The sequence below is a fragment of the Amycolatopsis alkalitolerans genome (assembly GCF_006152065.1).
Lineage (GTDB): Bacteria > Actinomycetota > Actinomycetes > Mycobacteriales > Pseudonocardiaceae > Amycolatopsis_E > Amycolatopsis_E alkalitolerans.
Window position 1 is genome coordinate 167638 of sequence record NZ_VDFW01000001.1, and the last position, 15122, is coordinate 182759.

Here is a 15122-nt window from a genome sequence, read left to right on the forward strand (position 1 = left end):
GCGCCTCGACGACACGATGGACTTCTACTCGTCCCCCCGTGGCGGCGTAGGCACGCTGGACTGGCCGGCTCCCGAGGACGACTGGGACTTCTCCGACGACCTCACCATCACCGAGCACGACGTGCGGATGGTTCTCGGTCCCGACGCCGAAGACCTGATGGCGGAAGCCGAGCTCGACGTCGACGAGCTCATCCGGCTGATCAACGCCGAGACCACCATGCTGCCCGCGCTCGCGCTCCCGGACGTCGCGTCCGGCGACCGCACGGCGAGCGCCGAGGCGCAGGAGGAGCCCGAAAAGCGGGCCCTGGTCACCGCGATCAAGACCTGGAAGAAGCGGTTCCTCCGCGGCTCGGTCCTGGCGCTGCTGATCAGCATCACCGGCGGCGGCGCGGCCGCGCTGGCCATGAACAAGAGCGTCACGATCGACGTCGACGGCCACGAGCAGACCGTGCACAGCTTCGGCAAGACCGTCGGCGAGGTCCTGCACGACGCCGGCCTGACCGTCGGCGAGCACGACGCGCTCTCCCCGTCCCCCCAGGCTTCCGTCGGCGACGGCGGGGTCATCAAGCTGGAACACGGCCGGCACCTCAACCTGATCGTCGACGGCGTCGCGCAGGACTCGTGGGTTCGCGCCGACACGCTCGCCAGGGCGCTCGACCAGCTCGGCATGACGGGCAAGTTCGCCAACGGCAGCTTCTTCTCGATGGCCCCGAACGCCCCGCTGCCGGTCCAGGGCGCGACCGTCACGATCAACACCCTCAAGCACGTCACGCTCTACGACGGCGGTGCCGACCCGCGCCAGGTCACCACGACCGCGGTCACGGCCGCGGACTTCCTCAAGGACCAGAACCTCACCCTCGGTCCGGACGACGCCGTCGACGGCGGCCTGCAGTTCAAGATCACCAACGGCGCCGAGGTGCACATCAGCCGCACCGGCGTCTCCGTGATCAACCAGCAGGAGACCATCGACCCGCCGGTCCAGCAGATCCAGGACAACACGCTGGACGCGGGCAAGCAGGTCGTGCAGGACCCGGGCATGCCGGGCCAGCAGCTGGTCACCTACCGCATCACCGAGCGCAACGGCGAGGAGACCGCGCGCCAGCAGCTTTCGGTGAAGGTTCTGGTCCAGGCCAGGCCGAAGATCATCCGGATCGGCACCAAGCAGCCGGACATCAGCAACGGCGGGCTGTGGGACCGGCTCGCGCAGTGTGAGTCCACCGGCAACTGGGCGGCCAACACCGGCAACGGGTTCGAGGGTGGCCTGCAGTTCACCAACAGCACCTGGCTCGCCTACGGCGGCGGTGCCTACGCGCAGCACGCCTACCAGGCCAGCCGCGAGCAGCAGATCGTGATCGCGCAGCGGGTGCAGGCCGGCCAGGGCTGGGGCGCGTGGCCCGTGTGCTCCAAGAAGGCCGGCATCGCCTGATCCCCGGCGGGGACGGGCCCCTCACGGCCAGGCCGTAAGGTTGCGGCGTGGCACAACTGCTCGGTCCGGCCGAGATCCGTGGGCTGGCGGCCGAGTTGGACGTGCGGCCGACGAAGAAGCTCGGCCAGAACTTCGTGCACGATCCCAACACCGTGCGCCGGATCGTGGAGCTGTCCGGGGTGCGGCCGGGTGACGCGGTGCTCGAGGTCGGCCCCGGGCTCGGTTCGCTCACGCTGGGGCTGCTGGACGCCGGAGCCCGGGTGTCCGCGGTCGAGATCGATCCCGTGCTGGCTGCGCGGCTCCCCGCGACCGTGCGGGAGCGCGCGCCCGAGGGCGTGCTGACCGTGCTCGAACGGGACGCGCTGAAGCTTCGCGCCGGCGAGTTGCCCGAGCCGCCCTCGACACTCGTCGCGAACCTTCCCTACAACGTCGCCGTGCCGGTCGTCCTGCACCTGCTCGCCGAACTGCCCTCGCTCGCCCGCGCCCTGGTCATGGTCCAGACGGAGGTCGCCGACCGGATGGCCGCCGCGCCCGGCGGCCGGATCTACGGGGTGCCGAGCGTGAAGCTCGCCTGGTACGGGAAGGTGCGGAAGGTCGCCGCCGTACCACGGGCGGTGTTCTGGCCGGTGCCGAACGTCGACTCCGCGCTCGTCGAGTTCGAACGGGGCGCCGAGCGGGCCGGCGACCGGGAGGCCGTCTTCGCGGTCATCGACGCCGCGTTCGCCCAGCGGCGCAAGACGCTCCGCGCCGCGCTGGCCGGCTGGGCCGGTTCGGCCGAGCGGGCGGGCGCCGTGGTGCGGGCTGCGGGTGTCGATCCGGGTACTCGCGGTGAGCAAATCACCATCAACGAGTTCGCGAAGATTGCGGAGAGTGCCCGCTTGCGGCCGTCCGTGTGATTGAGCGGTGTGATCTGCGGCCGGAGACTTGCGCGGAACGCGGGACATCCGTTCTACTTCTTAGGGTATCCATCCCGAGCGGCTGAGAGACCTGGCTCGTCGAAGTCGCAGCAACCACCCTCCGCGGGGCAGGTGCTACCGCCAGGATCGATGGAGGAAGCTGTGTACCTGACGCGAATGCTCACCAGACGCAGAGTCGTCGATGAGTGCCGCCGCACCGCGTGCGCGTGTCGTCGCTGACCGTTTTCACCCGCTGAGTTCGATTCCTTTCGGACTGTCCTGTTCGGGCGGTCCAGTCGGTGACGGTCGGCGCTCGCGCGCCCGCGACGTGGAGCTTTCGTTGATCACAGTAGAAAATCTCACCAAGTCCTTTCCGGGAAAGAGTTCTCCCGTCCTCGCCCTGCGCGAGGTCAACCTCGAGATCGATGCCGGCGCGCTGTACGGGGTCGTCGGCCCCGCCAAGTCCGGCAAGTCCACTCTGGCCCGAGTCGTTGCCCTGCAAGAGAAGCCGGACCGCGGCACGGTGCGGCTCGACGGGCTGAACACGGCGAGCCTCGACGGCCGCCGGTTGCGCGAGGCCCGCCGCCAGGTCGCGGTGCTGGACCCCGCTCCGGCGCTGAACGCCGAACGCACGATCGCCGGTAACGTGGCGGCCCCGCTCGAGCGACTGGGCGTAGACGGCCCGCAACGGCGAAACCGCGTCGGCCGCGTGCTCGACCTCGTCGGTCTCACGCAGCGCGCGACCCAGCAGCCGGGTGAGCTGACCGAGGCTCAGCGTCGCCGCGTCGCGATCGCCCGCGCGCTCGTGGCCGGGCCCGCGGTACTACTCGCCGACGACCCGACAGCCGGTATTCCGGCCGACGAGGCCGGTCCGGTGCTGACCGTCCTCGACCGCGCGAGGGCCGAACTCGGCGTCACGGTCCTGCTCACTACCCAGGAAGGCAGCATCGTCGGGCGGGTGTGCGACGAGGTGGCCGTACTCGACTCAGGCCGCGTCATCGAGCACGGCACCGTGCTGGACCTGCTCGCGTCGCCGGGTAGCCGGATCGCCGAAACGCTGCTGCCCGCGATCGACACCCCCCGCGCGCAGACGGCGGCGTACGACCGGGCCGCGGACGTGGTGTTGATCGGCTTCGCGACCGTCGGCGCGCTCCTGCCGGAGGCTTCGATGCGGTTCGGCGTCGAACTCGCCACGATCGGCGGCGGGCTGGCCCGCGTCGGTGACACTCCGGTGGCGCGGTTCCGCATCGGCGTACGCGGCCGCCAGGCCGACAGCGCCTTGGCCTGGATCGCGGACCGGGGCGCGCACGTCACGCACCTCGCCAAGGGCCCCTGCAGCGTCGCGGCCTAGGCATCTTTGCGCGTCCCGATGACCTGCAGGTACTCGTAGTCGTAGCGGCTCGGGCCGCCGTCGGGCCCGGAGTCCTCCTGCCTGGCGAAGGCAAGCAGGTCGGCGTCCAGCGCCGCGATGCGCTCGGCGTCACCGGCCATTCCGGCGTAGGCGGCGATCACCGGCGCGAAATGCCGCCGGTAGAAGTCGACCAGCCGCTCGGGCGGGCCGTCGAAGCGGATCGTCACGGTCCGGGTGGTGGTGCGCAGGTCCGAGCAACCGGGCCCGAGCAGCCGCGCCACGTACGCCGGGTCGCCCCACGCGGTCGGCGGCCAGGCACCGGCGGGCGGTGTATGCGCGGCGAGCACCCGGAAGAAATGCCCGGCGGCGCCGCCGGGCGTCCAGTTCGCCAGCGCCAGCCGCCCACCCGGCCTGCACACCCGGAGCAGCTCGCGGGCCGTGGCCGCGTGATCGGGCGCGAACATGGCCCCTACGCACGAGAGCACCACGTCGAACTCGCCGTCGCCGAACGGCAGGGCTTGCGTGTCCGCCTCGATCCAGCGGATCCGCAGACCTTCGGTCCTGGCCTGCCTGGCGCCGGCTGCCATCAGCTCGGGAGTCAGGTCGGCCGCCGTGACCTCGGCGCCGGACCGCGCCGCCGGAAGGGACGCGTTACCGGTTCCAGCGGCGGTGTCGAGCACCCGCTGCCCCGGCCGGAGATCCGCGGCGGTCGCCAGGTCCTGGCCGAGGTCGGCGATCAGCCCCGCGATCCGCCGGTAGTCGCCGAGCGCCCAGAACGCCTTCGTGGCCTCGATGCTCATGGTCCCCACTCTGGCCATGCGCCCGGCTGGGTGGAAGTTCGAAAAGCGGACTGTCGCGCGGGCTCATCCTGAGGCAGGCTCGGATCGTGCACGAGTACGGCCAGTACTGTCCGATCGCGCTCGGCGCCGAAGTGCTGGCCGAGCGCTGGACGCCGATCATCGTGCGCAATCTGCTGGTCGGCTGTGCCCGGTTCGGCGAGATCCTCGACGGAGCGCCGGGACTGCCGCGCAGCGTGCTCGCCCAGCGGTTGCGCAGGCTGGAACGCGACGGGGTGGTCGAGCGGACCGGCACGGGCCGGGATGTGCGGTACCGGCTCACCGAATCCGGACGCGAACTCGCCGACGTGGTGCTCGCGCTCGGCGTGTGGGGAGCGCGCTGGCGGGAGTCCGCGCCTGCCCAGTGGGATCCGTACCTGATCTTGTGGACGCTGTCCCGCCTGATCGACCCGTCGTCGCTGCCACGGCGCCGCGTCGTCGTCCGGTTCGACCTCACCGGAGATTTCACGCCGGGCCGCTACTGGATCGTGGCGAGCGAGCAGGGCAGCGAGGTGTGCGTGACCTCGCCGGGATTCGCCGAGGACGGCGTGGTCGTCACCGATGTCGAGTGGCTGTACCGATGGCACGTCGGCCAGGTCGGCCTCGGTGCCGCGGAACGCGCGGGCGGGATGACCGTGACCGCACCGCGCTGGCTGGCCAGGACGTTGTCCGCCTGGGGCTCGCTCAGCCCGTTCGCCGGGATCAAGCCCGCCCGAACGGGAAAGGGCCCGGTGTGACTTAGCATCACACCGGGCCCTCCACCCCCGGGACTGCTCAGGACGCCTGTGGTTTCCGCCCGGCGAGCAGCCCGGCCCCCAGTGCGGCCGCCGCGATGATCACGGCGCCCCAGCCGTTCGCGACGGCGTACCCGTGCACGGTCGCGCCCGCCACGCCGAGCCCGGCCGCCGACGCGGTCGCGCCCGAGGCGATGGTGTTCAGCGAAGCCGTCCCCAGCGACGCGCCCACCTGCTGCGAAGTGGTGACGAACGCCGACGCCACACCGGTGTCCTTCTCGTCGATCCGCGCGGTCGCGGTGTTGATGACCACCGGCATCGCGAACCCGGCACCGGCGCCGAGCATCAGCTCGACCGGCAGGATCAGGCCCCAGTAGGAGGAGTCCGGGGTCAGCTGCGTCAGTATCGCCAGCCCGGCGGCCATCAGCAGCATGCCGATCACCAGCAGCGGCCGGGGCCCGGTCTTCGGCAGCAGCCGGCGCGAAAGCAGCATCGACACGAGCAGGTTGCCCAGCAGGAACGGCAGGAACGCCACCCCGGCCTGGAACGCGCCGTAGTGCATGATCCCCTGCAGCTGGAAGGTCAGGAACAGGAACATCCCGAACATGCCGAACGAGGTCGCGGCGATCGTCAGGTAGCCGGCGGACCGGGTACGGTCGCCGAGGATGCGCAGCGGCAGCAGGGGATTGTCGATCCGCGTCTGCCGGTAGACGAACGCCACGAGCAGTACGACCGCCGCACCGACGAAGCCGAGCACCAGCCCGTCACCCCAGCCGCGGGTCGCGGCCTCGGACAGCGCGTAGACCAGCGACACGATGCCGCCGGTGCCGAGGATCGCGCTGGTCCAATCCAGCCGGGTCTCGCGATGCCCCTTGGTCTTCGGCAGCACGAACCAGCCGAGCACCGCGGCGACGGCGGCCAGCGGCAGGTTCACATACAGGCACCAGCGCCAGTCGAGATACTCGGCGAGCGCACCACCGGCGAGCAGGCCGAGCGCGGCGCCGGACATCATGATCGTGCTGTAGATCGCGAACGCCTTCGCACGTTCCTTGGCTTCGGTGAACGTGATGGTGAGCAGGGACAGCGTGGACGGCGCGAGCAGTGCGGCGAAGACCCCCTGCGCCGCCCTGGCCGCGATGAGCATGCCCGGTCCGGTCGCCGCGCCGCCGACGGCGGAGGCGAGCGCGAACCCGATCGCGCCGATGATGAGCGTGTTCTTGCGCCCGAACCGGTCGGCCAGCCGGCCGCCGAGCAGGAGCAGCCCGCCGAACGCCAGCGTGTACGCGCTGATCGTCCACTGGCGGCCGGCGTCGGACATGCCGAGCGCGTGCTGCGCCGAGGGCAGCGCGATGTTGACGATGGTGGTGTCGACGATGACCAGCAGCTGGGCCAGCCCGATCGCGGCCAGTGCCCACCACCTGCGCTGGTCCACCCGTGACTCGGGCGGCGCGCCGAGTGTCGTTGTCATGGTGATCCCCTCACGAAGTATGCTGTGCGAGCCGTTAACTTGTCGGCCGGCAAGTTAACGTGCCAGTCGCAAGGTAAGCTAGAACTAGCCGGGCGTCAAGTTAGTTTGAGAGGGTTCTCAGGGAGGACGGCGATGGCGGGGCGTCGCAGTGACACGAGGGAGCGGATCCAGCGGATCGCGCTCGAGTTGTTCGCCGAGCAGGGCTATGAGAAGACCTCACTGCGCGAGATCGCGGAGAAGCTCGATGTCACCAAAGCGGCGTTGTACTACCACTTCCGCACGAAAGAGGACATCGTCGCGAGCCTGCTCGAAGATCTCGCGAGCTCGATGGACGAGGTGCTCGCGTGGGCGCGCGAGCAGGACGATCACGCCAAGATGCGCGAGGAGCTCATCCGGCGGCTCGCGAAGCTCGTGGAAGGGCAGTTCGGCCCGCTGATGCGGTTCATGCAGGATAACCAGCCCGCGCTCAAGGACTTCCACGATCGCAACCCGCTGGTGGGCCGGATGAAGGAACTGTTCGCCATCATCGCGGCCGACGAAACGGATCCGCGCGCGCAGCTTCGGGCCCGGCTCGCGGTCGTCGCGCTGATGCTCGGCAACAACCCGCAGTTCCACGAGGAGACCGGCGGGGTGGCCCAGCCGGAGGTCGCGCTCGAGGTCGCGCTGGAACTTGTTTCTCCTCGTGGGCGGGCGGCTGGGCAGGCCACGTAGTCTTGACGGGTGCTAGCCGTCGTTCCGCCTCCAGTCACCGTGCGGGTGCCGTCGAAGATCAACCTGCACCTGTCCGTCGGCGACCTGCGCGAGGACGGGTACCACGACCTGACGACGGTGTTCCACGCGCTGTCGCTCTCGGACGAGGTGACCGTGGCGGTGGCCGAGGAGCCGGGCCTCGAGGTCTACGGCGAGGGTGAGGACGCGGTCCCGACAGGGGCGGACAACCTCGCCTGGCGCGCGGTCGATGCGCTCGCCGCGTATGTGGGGAAGGCCGAGCCGAAGGTGCGCGTGGTGCTGCGCAAGGGAATCCCGGTGGCGGGCGGGATGGCGGGCGGCAGCGCGGACGCCGCCGCGACGCTGGTGGCGCTGACCGCGCTGTGGAAACTGGATCTCGGCCGGGACGAGCTGGCGAGCATCGCGGCCAAGCTCGGCAGCGACGTGCCGTTCGCGCTCTACGGCGGGACGGCGCTCGGCACTGGTCGCGGCGAGCAACTCGTTCCCGTGCTGTCCCGGCACACCTTCCACTGGGTGCTCGCGTTCGACCATCGTGGACTGTCCACTCCGAACGTGTTCGGTGAGCTGGACCGGTTGCGGGAGAACGGCAACCCGCCGCGCGTCGGCTCGCATGCACCGGTCGTCGAGGCGCTCGCGTCCGGTGACCCGCGGCAGCTCGCGCTGCTGCTCGGCAATGACCTGCAGGCCGCGGCCGTCTCACTGCGCCCGGGGCTGCGGCGCACGCTGCGCGCCGGGGTGAACGCCGGCGCGCTCGCCGGGGCGGTATCCGGGTCCGGGCCGACGTGCGCGTTCCTGTGCGAGGACGCGGAAGCCGCGCTCGAGGTCGCCGCCGAACTGGCGGGTGCGGGCGTCTGCCGGACGGTCCGCGTCGCGCACGGTCCAGTACCCGGTGCCCGGTTCGTCGGCGGTGACGACGTCAACCGACCCACTCCTCCTCCCCAGGTACACGCGTAAATGGCTAATCTGGTCAATCTTGAATCGGTCGGCAAGTCCTACGGTGTGAAGCCGTTGCTCGACAATATTTCCCTCGGTATCGCCGAGGGTGAGCGCATCGGGGTCGTCGGTCTCAACGGCGGCGGCAAGACGACGCTGCTCGAAGTGCTCTCAGGGCTGGCCGAGCCGGACTCGGGCCGGGTGAGCCGCGTCCGGGACCTGCCGATGGCGGTGGTCACCCAGCGCACGGAGCTGCCCGAGAGCACCGTCCGTGATGCGGTCCTGTCGCACTACGCCGCCGAGCACGAATGGGCTGCGGACCCGCGCGTCCGGTCTATTGTGGACGGGCTCGGGCTCACCGCGCTGGGCCTGGATTCCCCGACCACCAACCTTTCCGGCGGTGAGCGCCGCCGGGTCGCGCTGGCCGCCGCGCTGGTCGGTGATCTCGACCTGCTCGTCCTCGACGAGCCGACGAACCACCTCGACGTCGAAGGCGTGCGGTGGCTCGCCGACCACCTGCTGGCGCGGCGCACCGCGCTCGTCGTCGTCACGCACGACCGGTGGTTCCTCGACACGGTGTGCGGCCGGACGTGGGAGGTCGCGAACGGCCGTGTCGAGCAGTACGAAGGCGGGTACGCGGACTGGATCTTCGCGCGCGCCGAGCGGGCGCGGCTCGCGGCGAGCGCGGAGGAGAAGCGGCGGAACCTCGCGCGCAAGGAGCTCGCCTGGCTGCAGCGGGGCGCGAAGGCGCGGACGTCGAAACCGCGCTACCGGATCGAAGCGGCCGAAGCGCTTATCGCGGACGTGCCGCAGCCCCGCGATGCTGTCGAGCTGCTGAGCTTCGCCCGCCGCCGGCTCGGCAAGACGGTGGTGGAGCTCGAAGACGTCACGCTGCACGCGGGGGACAAGCCGGTGCTGGAGCACGTGACCTGGCGGATCGGACCCGGTGACCGGATCGGTTTGGTCGGGGTCAACGGCTCGGGCAAGACCACCCTGCTGAAGCTGCTGGCCGGGGAGTATGCGCCGGAGTCCGGGCGGCGCGTCGAGGGCAAGACCGTCCGGCTGGCGCATCTTTCGCAGGAACTCGAGGACCTGCCCGGGCACTTGCGCGTGCTCGAAGCCGTCGAGGAGATCGCCGGGCGTGTGGTGCTGGGCAAGCAGGAGATGTCTGCCTCGCAACTCGCCGAGCGGCTCGGCTTCCCGGCGGCGCGGCAGTGGACGCCGGTGGACGATCTGTCCGGCGGCGAGCGGCGGCGGTTGCAGCTCGCGCGGTTGCTGATGGGGGAGCCGAACGTGCTCCTGCTCGACGAGCCGACGAACGATCTCGACATCGACACCTTGCAGCAGCTGGAAGATCTGCTCGACTCGTGGCCGGGCACGCTCGTGGTGGTCTCGCACGACCGGTACCTGGTCGAGCGTGTCTGTGACGGCGTGTACGCGCTCCTCGGCGACGGCCGGGTGACGCATCTGCCGGGCGGGATCGATGAGTACCTGGCGCGGCGCGAGCGCACGGTTTCGCCGGCTCCCGCGCCCGCACCCGCTGAGCGGCGCCCGAGCAGCGCGGCCGAGCACCGCGCGGCGATGAAGGAGCTGGGCCGCCTGGAGCGGCGGCTGGATGTCTTGTCCAAACGCGAGTCCGAGCTGCACGAACAGCTCGCCGCGAACGCCACGAACCCGGAGAAGCTCGTCGAGCTCAACACGGAGCTGAAGTCGGTGCTGGCGGAGAAGGACGACGTCGAGTCCCGCTGGCTGGAAACCTCCGACCTGATCGACTAACCCGAGCCGAGAGCCGGATCGTGTGCGTCGAAAGCCCGGCTCGCGGGTGCACAGTAATGTTCCGGGCATGAGCAGGTTCGTGGACACGCTCGTCGCTACCGCGACGGGCGGCGGTCGGCAGCAGGGAATGGTCACCGGGGAACCCAAGGAGCCGGTGCGGCGGACGTGGGCGGAAATTCACGAGCAGGCCAAGCGCGTGGCGGGCGGGCTCACCGAGGGTGGGCTCGAGGCGGGCACCCCGGTCGCCGTCCTCGCGGCCGCGCCGGCGCTCATCGCGCCGACCGTGCAGGGGGTGTGGCTCGCCGGCGGCAGCGTCACGATGCTCCACCAGCCGACCCCGCGCACCGACCTCGCGATCTGGGCCGAGGACACCGTCAAGGTGCTGAACATGATCGGCGCCGGGCTGGTCCTGCTGGGCGAGCCGTTCGACGCGCTCGCGCCGGTGCTCACCGAGCACGGGATCGAGTTCCGGATGATCACTGAGCTGCTCGAGGCCGAACCGCTCGCCGCGCCCGTGCCGATGGGCGAGGACGATCTCGCGCTGCTGCAGCTGACCAGCGGGTCCACCGCCGAGCCCAAGGCCGTCCGGATCACCCACGGCAACCTGTACGTCAACATCAAGGCGATGGTCGACCGCGCGGAGTTCGTGTTCGACAAGGACGTCATGGTGTCCTGGCTGCCGACCTTCCACGACATGGGCATGGTGGGCTTCCTCACCGTGCCGATGACCTTCGGCGTCGAGCTCATCAAGATCACCCCGGTCGAGTTCCTCTCCGGGCCGCTGATCTGGCCGGAACTGATCAGCAAATACCGTGCGACCACGACGGCCGCGCCGAACTTCGCGTACGCGATCGTCGGCCGCCGCCTGGCCAAGGTCGAGGACGACGACGCCTACGACCTCTCGACCCTGCGGATCGCGCTCAACGGCGCGGAACCGATCGACGAGACCGCGGTGAAGACGTTCACCGACGCGGGCGCCCGGTTCAAGATGCCGGCCGAGTGCGTGTTCCCCGCCTACGGCATGGCGGAGGCGACGCTCGCCGTGTCGTTCGCGCCGCTGTTCACCGGCCTGACGCTGGACTACATCGAGGCGAACGCGCTGGAGGCAGGGGACCGCGCCGTCCCGGTCCCCGAGGGTGATCCGCGCCGTGGCACCGAGGAGATCCGGTCCTTCGCGGTGCTCGGGCGGCCGCTCGACGGGCTGGAGGCGCAGATCGTCGACGGGGACGGGAAGGTTCTAGGGGAACGCGAGGTCGGCGAGATCCGGCTGCGCGGCGAGGCGGTGACGCCCGGGTATCTCACGGTCGAAGGCCCGGTGCCGACGCAGGACGCGGACGGCTGGCTCGCCACCGGCGACCTCGGGTACCTGGTCGACGGGCAGATCGTGATCTGCGGCCGGAAGAAGGACGTCATCATCATGGGCGGCCGCAACATCTACCCGACGGACATCGAACGGGCGGCCAGTTCGGTCGAAGGCGTGCGGGCCGGCAACGCGGTCGCCGTCCGGCTCGAAGCCGGCACCCGGCGCGAGCGGTTCGCGGTCGTGCTGGAGTCGAAGCTCGCCGGGGACGCCGAGGCGGAGCGGGCCCTGATGAAGGAGGTCGCCGCCCGCGTGCGTGACGCGGTGGACCTGCGGCCGTTCGCGGTGGTCGTGCTGCCGGCCGGCAGCCTCCCGAAGACCCCGTCCGGCAAGGTGCGGCGAGCCGCGACAGCGGACCGCTTCGCCGACCGGATCGAGCAGTCGGCCAGTCGTTGAGGTTCGGCTCGTAGGAGAGCCTGGCTTCCAATGTTCTGGGCTGTTGTGTTGGAGGTTGGGTACCACGTTCCAAGTCTGGTTGCATGGTCGCAACCTCATTGGCCTACGACTCCATGGCGAGGTAGCTGCCCCGACGGTATGCCGACAGTTCGCGTCTTCCGAGCGCGGCTTCGATCGGATTACGGCCGCACGGGGAGGGGCGGGACAGCCCGCGGCCGTCCCGCCCCCTCTGTTCGCTCAGGAAGTTCTCGTGTCCAGGGGATCGTCCTGGAGAGCGGGCGCCGGGGCCCGGGTGGCCGTCGCCTCGGTGCCGGTGCGGGCGGACGGCAGCGGGTGTGCCTTGCCGAACCGGTCGGCGAGGGTGTCCTCGGCCGTCTCCAGGAACTCGTCGACTTCGCGCTCGTCGTAGCCGCGCTTGCCGAGTAGTGGTCTGTCGAACTCCACGTGGTGGACTTCGGCGGCGGTCAGGTCGTCTTCGTCCTGGAGCGTCTTCGCGATGCGCCGGACGAACGCGTCGACCTCGTTCTTGGCGTAGCCGCGCCGCCCGATCGGCGCGTTGGCGAACTCGACGCGGTAGGCGTCTTCGGCGGTCAGGGACATGAGAGTTCTCCTAGCTCGAGGCCGTTCCGTATTCAGTCCTAGCCGCGGTGCAACGCACCTGGAAGGTCTGGCCCCGGCATGAAACTCGATGGAGCCCCTCGCGCACGCCTTCGAGTGAAGATCGGCTACGCAGCGTGGAAGGCGTTCTGGGCCGCTGTCAGCCCTTTGCCGATGAGCGCTTCGACGGCGTCGGCACAGCGGTCGACCTCCAGCGGGAGCTCCTTGCGCTCGACCGTGGAGAACTCCTTCAGCACGTAATCGGCCGGATCCATCCGGCCGGGCGGGCGCCCGATACCGAAGCGGACCCGGTAGTAATCCTTGGTGCCGAGCGATTTGGTGATCGACCGCAGCCCGTTGTGCCCGTTGTCGCCGCCGCCCAGCTTCAGCTTGAGGCTGCCGAACGGCAGGTCGAGTTCGTCGTGGATCACGACGACGCCGGCCGGGTCGATCTTGTAGAACTTGGCGGTCGCCGACACCGGCCCGCCGGAAAGGTTCATGAACGAGCGCGGCTTCACCAGCACGGCGCTTCGCTCGGCCAGCCTGCCCTCGAGCACCTCGGCGCCGCCCTTGTGGGCCTTGAACTTGCCGCCCATCCGCGCGGCGAGCTCGTCCAGCACCATGAACCCCACGTTGTGCCGGTTGCCGGCGTAGCGGGGCCCGGGATTACCGAGGCCGGCGAGCAGCACCCGCTCACCGGCCCCGGGCAGCTCGGCGGTCACTCCGCGGCGGCCTCGGCTTCTTCCTCGGCCACAGCCGGGGCTTCTTCCTCCGCGGCCTGCGGTTCGTTGATCGCCACGACCAGGGCCTCGGGGTCGGTCAGCAGGGTCGCGCCGGCCGGCAGGGCGACCTGCCCGGCGAGGATCCGGGTGCCGATCTCGATGCCCTCGACGGAAACCTCGACCTGATCGGGGATGTGCAGCGCCTCGACCTCGACCGACAGGGCGTCCAGGTCCTGGTTGACCAGCCCGCCCGGCCCCGGGGTCCCGCTCAGCACGATCGGGACGTCGACGGTGACCTTCTCGCCGCGCTGGACCACCAGCAGGTCCACGTGCTCGATGTAGTTCTTGATCGGGTGCACGGTGATGGTCTTGGTCAGCGCCAATTCGGTGCTGTTCTCGACGTCGAGGGTGAGCACGGCGTTGCTGCCGTTCTCGCGCACGACGCGGGCGAACTCGATGGCCGGCAGCGCCAGGTGGCGGGGGTCGGTGCCGTGGCCGTACAGCACGGCGGGGATCTTCCCGGCGCGACGGGTGCGGCGCGCGGCGCCCTTGCCGAACTCGGTGCGCGGTTCGACGGACAGACGTACCTCGGACACGGTCTTGCACTCCTTCAACACGGTGGAACCCGCCTGTGCGGGATCAGGCTGGCGGTGCCTGCGGCGGCGGGCTCACGGCACGTGGACAGCGCGTGGCTACTCAAGCCGCCGCGTCGATCACGTCGGGCACGGCGTACCCGCCTCGCCGAGACAACCTGTTCAGTGTAAGCAACCGCCTGTTCAGGGGTTGCGGTGGGTCGCCAGGGCAAGTAGGAAACCTTGGGAGTCAGGGGGTGCCCGGATGCGGCGAAGGACAGTGAGTGGCTTTCTTGCGCTTGTCGTGGTTTTCGCGCTCGCCGCGTGTGAGAACCCGTCGTCCGGCGGCGCCGCCGCGGACCCCCGTACCGCTTTCGGATCCGCGCTGACAACGCTGGCCGAGGAGACGGCGGTCATCTACCACCTGGCCGAGGGTGCTGCTTTCACCGTGACGGCCAAGGGGCTCGCGCACGGCACGCTGCCGCTGCGGAACCAGCAGGTCAGCGCCCTGCACGCGGGCGGCGATCTGTATCTGCGGGCGCCGTCGGACTACTGGCGCGGGCAGGGCATGTCGGAGGGTCGCGCCGCGGAGTACGGCATGCGCTGGGCGCGGTCGGTCCTCGCGTTCGATCCCGGCTGGGCGCTTGTCCCGGCGACCGTCGCGCAGGCGCTGCGCGCGGCGGTGTCGCCCGCGACGCCCGCGTCGCGGATCACGCTCGCCAACGGGCTCGATGTGTTCGACGCCGCCGGCCTGCGAGTCAGCGCGGAACCCCCCTACCGGGTGATCAGCTTCGCACCCACGCTGCTCGGACCCGGTGTCGTGCAAGTGTTCGGAGACGACGAGATCGGCGTGCGAGGGCTGGCGCCGGGCGAGTTGACCGGCCTGCGGACCGCGTTCGACGGTGCGGTGGACAGTCTCGGCCGGCCCTTCGTCGCCGGACCGGTGGTGGCGGCCGGCGTCACGGACAACTCGCTGAACTGCACGGCGGCCGGCGCCTGTACGGACACCGTCCGGGTGTCGAACAGGCTCGTCGGGCACGCGCCGGAGGCCTCGGCGCGGCTCGTGCTCCGGTCGTCGGTTTCGTCGAACCGGCTCGGCGCGCAGGAGTGCGGTCAGGAGGTCGTCGCACCGCTCGACGAGGAGACGACGATGGCCTGCTCGGTCCGGTTCACGCTGCCGAGGCTGTCCGGCACCGCGACGGTCTCCGCCGTGCCGACCGTGACCGCCGAACCGGTCGCCCAAACCGACCCGGCCGCCTTCAAACAAGACGCCGCCACCGAACTCGGCTCGTGAAAGCCGACCTCGCGTGCGGTGAAAGCCGGATT

14 protein-coding genes and 1 riboswitch are annotated in these 15122 nt (G+C 70.5%); of the genes, 9 read left to right on the forward strand and 5 right to left on the reverse strand.

Going from position 1 to position 15122, the window contains the following annotated elements; all coding sequences use genetic code 11:
* The first annotated feature begins 16 nt into the window (after positions 1 to 16).
* The 3 genes from FG385_RS00720 to FG385_RS00730 all read left to right on the forward strand — a co-directional run bounded on the left by FG385_RS00720 (position 17) and on the right by FG385_RS00730 (position 3673).
* Positions 17 to 1426: a resuscitation-promoting factor gene (locus FG385_RS00720; RefSeq protein ID WP_139094830.1), complete on the forward strand. Its 1410-nt coding sequence runs from the start codon at positions 17 to 19 to the stop codon at positions 1424 to 1426.
* A 47-nt stretch (positions 1427 to 1473) separates the two neighbouring features.
* Positions 1474 to 2322: a 16S rRNA (adenine(1518)-N(6)/adenine(1519)-N(6))-dimethyltransferase RsmA gene (rsmA, locus tag FG385_RS00725; protein WP_139094601.1), complete on the forward strand. Its 849-nt coding sequence runs from the start codon at positions 1474 to 1476 to the stop codon at positions 2320 to 2322.
* A gap of 66 nt (positions 2323 to 2388) precedes the next feature.
* Positions 2389 to 2479, forward strand: a riboswitch (SAM riboswitch).
* Between the two features lie 183 nt (positions 2480 to 2662).
* Complete coding sequence (locus FG385_RS00730; RefSeq protein WP_139094602.1) at positions 2663 to 3673, forward strand: methionine ABC transporter ATP-binding protein; 1011 nt, start codon at positions 2663 to 2665, stop codon at positions 3671 to 3673.
* On the opposite strand, the gene FG385_RS00735 is transcribed toward FG385_RS00730, so the two are convergent.
* Positions 3670 to 4473, reverse strand: a complete 804-nt coding sequence (locus FG385_RS00735) for a class I SAM-dependent methyltransferase (protein WP_139094603.1) — start codon at positions 4471 to 4473, stop codon at positions 3670 to 3672. The two genes, FG385_RS00730 and FG385_RS00735, sit on opposite strands and share 4 nt — an antisense overlap.
* Positions 4474 to 4559: 86 nt before the next feature.
* Between FG385_RS00735 and FG385_RS00740 the strand changes: the two genes are divergently transcribed.
* Positions 4560 to 5246, forward strand: a complete 687-nt coding sequence (locus FG385_RS00740) for a winged helix-turn-helix transcriptional regulator (RefSeq protein WP_139094604.1) — start codon at positions 4560 to 4562, stop codon at positions 5244 to 5246.
* 37 nt (positions 5247 to 5283) lie between these two features.
* Here FG385_RS00740 and FG385_RS00745 read toward each other — a convergent pair whose 3' ends face one another.
* On the reverse strand, positions 5284 to 6711 hold the full coding sequence (locus tag FG385_RS00745) for an MFS transporter (protein ID WP_139094605.1): 1428 nt from the start codon (positions 6709 to 6711) through the stop codon (positions 5284 to 5286).
* Positions 6712 to 6843: 132 nt separating this feature from the next.
* Here FG385_RS00745 and FG385_RS00750 point away from each other — a divergent pair, with 132 nt between their 5' ends.
* The 4 genes from FG385_RS00750 (at position 6844) to FG385_RS00765 (ending at position 11905) form a co-directional block, all read left to right on the forward strand.
* Positions 6844 to 7422 (forward strand): TetR/AcrR family transcriptional regulator, encoded by a 579-nt coding sequence (locus FG385_RS00750; protein ID WP_139094606.1) that lies wholly within the window; start codon positions 6844 to 6846, stop codon positions 7420 to 7422.
* Between the two features lie 9 nt (positions 7423 to 7431).
* Entirely contained in the window at positions 7432 to 8394 is a 963-nt protein-coding gene (locus FG385_RS00755; RefSeq protein WP_139094607.1) for a 4-(cytidine 5'-diphospho)-2-C-methyl-D-erythritol kinase, read from the forward strand.
* Positions 8395 to 10149 (forward strand): ABC-F family ATP-binding cassette domain-containing protein, encoded by a 1755-nt coding sequence (locus FG385_RS00760; protein WP_139094608.1) that lies wholly within the window; start codon positions 8395 to 8397, stop codon positions 10147 to 10149.
* Between the two features lie 67 nt (positions 10150 to 10216).
* Complete coding sequence (locus tag FG385_RS00765; RefSeq protein ID WP_139094609.1) at positions 10217 to 11905, forward strand: fatty acyl-AMP ligase; 1689 nt, start codon at positions 10217 to 10219, stop codon at positions 11903 to 11905.
* 237 nt (positions 11906 to 12142) lie between these two features.
* Here FG385_RS00765 and FG385_RS00770 read toward each other — a convergent pair whose 3' ends face one another.
* From FG385_RS00770 to FG385_RS00780, 3 genes are all read right to left on the reverse strand, one after another.
* On the reverse strand, positions 12143 to 12505 hold the full coding sequence (locus tag FG385_RS00770) for a DivIVA domain-containing protein (RefSeq protein WP_139094610.1): 363 nt from the start codon (positions 12503 to 12505) through the stop codon (positions 12143 to 12145).
* Between the two features lie 125 nt (positions 12506 to 12630).
* Positions 12631 to 13224, reverse strand: coding sequence for an aminoacyl-tRNA hydrolase (gene pth / locus FG385_RS00775; RefSeq protein ID WP_139094611.1), 594 nt, complete (start codon positions 13222 to 13224; stop codon positions 12631 to 12633).
* Positions 13221 to 13820 (reverse strand): 50S ribosomal protein L25/general stress protein Ctc, encoded by a 600-nt coding sequence (locus FG385_RS00780; protein ID WP_139094612.1) that lies wholly within the window; start codon positions 13818 to 13820, stop codon positions 13221 to 13223. The genes pth and FG385_RS00780 overlap by 4 nt, the downstream gene beginning before the upstream one ends.
* Positions 13821 to 14076: 256 nt before the next feature.
* Between FG385_RS00780 and FG385_RS00785 the strand changes: the two genes are divergently transcribed.
* Positions 14077 to 15090, forward strand: a complete 1014-nt coding sequence (locus tag FG385_RS00785) for a hypothetical protein (protein ID WP_235022290.1) — start codon at positions 14077 to 14079, stop codon at positions 15088 to 15090.
* Positions 15091 to 15122: the final 32 nt, after the last annotated feature.